Source organism: Neisseria sp. P0021.S006, assembly GCF_051956895.1.
On the sequence record NZ_JBQCWZ010000124.1, the window covers coordinates 1 to 2553 of the forward strand.

2 protein-coding genes are annotated in these 2553 nt (G+C 46.6%); both read left to right on the top strand.

The features are described 5' to 3' along the window. The first annotated feature begins 348 nt into the window (after positions 1-348). A complete protein-coding gene (gene ccoG / locus ACTHUM_RS11415) occupies positions 349-1833 on the top strand; it encodes a cytochrome c oxidase accessory protein CcoG (protein WP_107792528.1) in 1485 nt (494 codons plus the stop codon). A gap of 5 nt (positions 1834-1838) precedes the next feature. Next, on the top strand, positions 1839-2405 hold the full coding sequence (locus tag ACTHUM_RS11420) for a FixH family protein (protein WP_107792529.1): 567 nt from the start codon (positions 1839-1841) through the stop codon (positions 2403-2405). The last annotated feature ends 148 nt before the right edge of the window (positions 2406-2553 follow it).

The following is a 2553-nucleotide window of genomic DNA, read 5'->3' on the forward strand; positions in this document are numbered from 1 at the left end:
GTCAGACGGCATGATTTCCAATAGGCCGTCTGAAACGGACGGGATAGATGATATTAACTGTTATTTCGTTTTGAAACAGTATGTTGTAAATTTTTTATCGGATAAATAGGAAATCGCTATAAGTATAAACCTACACTTATTCCGTAAGTCTTTGAATACTGCTCTTTTCAGACGGCCTTGTATGAGACAGGAGTACCGCAACTATTGTTAAGGGCAAACCCTGCTTTTGCTTTGCATAGAGCCAAATGTTATGATTTTATATGCACGCCTAAGGCCGTCTGAAAATACTCACATCAAACTACTACCATGACAAAAGGCTTGTGTGCACTTCATTAAGGAACACTGATTATGTCACCCGAAAACCAAGCTGAAAACACTCCCTCCTCAACAGATAAACCTGCCAAAACCGCTCCTCCTAAAACATTCAATCCAAGAGCCAGCGTTATCCAGATCCACCCTGAAGGCGAACGCATCCATCCGAAAAAAGCAGAAGGCCGGTTTGCCAAATTGCGTATTGCCGCCGTATTGGCCACGCAATTTGTGTTTTATGTGATTCCATGGTTTAACTGGAGTGGCCGTCAGGCAGTTTTATTCAATATCCCTGACCGTCATTTTTTCATTTTCGGCCTGTCACTGGGCATGGGCGATTTGATTTACCTTGCCCTGCTGCTGATGATTTGTGCCTTCGGCCTGTTTTGGTGGACAACCATTGCCGGTCGTTTGTGGTGCGGCTATTCTTGCCCGCAAACGGTTTACACCGAAATCATGCTTTGGATCGACAACTTGGTTGAAGGCGACCGCAACAAACGTTTAAAACTGGAAAAATCGCCTTGGAACTTTACTAAAATCCGCATTAAAGCCACCAAAGCCCTGTTGATTTTCCTCTTCTGCGCATGGACAGGTATTACTTTCGCAGGCTGGTTTAATCCAATCCGTGAATTTGTTCCAGCCCTGTTTACCGGCGCGGCAGGCGGTGGCGCAATGTTTGCCGCAGCGTTTTACGGATTCATGACCTTCTTTTTTGCCCACATCATGCGCGAAAAAGTGTGTCTGCATATGTGCCCGTATGCACGCTTCCAAAGTGCGATGTTTGACAAAGACACACTGATTATTTCCTACGATACCGAACGCGGCGAACCTCGCGGTGCACGCAAAAAAACCGCCAACAAAGAAGACAGCGGCTTGGGTGACTGTATCAACTGTGCCATGTGTGTACAGGTCTGCCCTGTCGGCATCGACATCCGCAACGGTTTGCAATACCAATGTATCGGTTGTGCAGCCTGTATCGACGCTTGTGACGAAATCATGGACAAAATGGGTTATCCGCGCGGCCTGATCCGTTACACCACAGAAGGCGCAATGGAGCATGAATACCCTGAAAGCGACATCAAAAAACGCCTGAAACGCCCTCGCGTTGCAGGTTATGGTGCAGTATTGTTTGTGGTTATTATTGCTTTCTTAACCGGTATTGCCACTCGTAAAATGGTCGAAGTGGATATTCTGAAAGACCGCGGCGTGATGGTGCGCGAAAACAGCCAAGGCTGGGTGGAAAATGCCTACAACCTGCGCATCATTAATAAGAGTGAACATGAACAGACCGTTACTGCCACAGTCAAAGGTTTTGATGATATCGCCTTGACCGGCTTGCCTGAAAACGGTATTAAAATTGCGCCACGCGAAACCGTGACCATTCCGGTTCAAGTGTCCACCATCCCTGAGTACGCCGAAAAAGGCAGCCAGCCGATTGAATTTACTTTCACATATCGTGAAACCGATGACGCTGATGCCGAACCGACTGTCTTGAATGAAAAAGCAACCTTTATTGGAGAATAACAACGGTGTCCAAACCCAATTCCACTAAGCCTTGGTATAAACACACTTGGCCTTGGGTGCTGATGGCAGGTCCAATCTTTGTCGTTATCGCCAGCGTGTCTATGTTCTTCGTCGCAAAAGAACATACGACAGACTTAGTTTCCGACGATTACTATAAAGACGGCAAACACATCGAAATCCAGCTTCACCGCGATGAAGAAGCCGTTAAACGACAGATTCAGGTGCAGGTTTTAATCAGTCCGGACATGAATGCCGCCAAAGTATTCGTCAGCGGACAATTCGATCCCAAACAGCCATTAAACCTGCTGCTGATGCACCCTACACGCAAAGCTGACGACCAAACCGTCAAGCTACGCGCCGTAACTGCCGAACCGCAAAACGGCCGTATGGAATACGAAGCCGTCTTTAAGCCTTTACGCCAAACCAACCATTGGTACTTGCGAGTTGAAGATACCTCAGGCGTGTGGCGTGTTGAAAACAAATGGATAGTCAGCCAAGGCAATGCAGTCAATCTGACGCCTATGGACAAATTGTTCGACAACGGCAAACAAGCCGCTTCAGAAGAACAATAAATCCAATGGTCAGGCCGTCTGAAACTTTCAGACGGCCTGAAAATCTTTATATCCTATATTCTTCTTTAAAATATGATTTTTTCCAATTGGCGCAGACTGACTGAAAACGAAGTCCGTATGGCAAAACAGGTTTTTGCCGACAGCATAG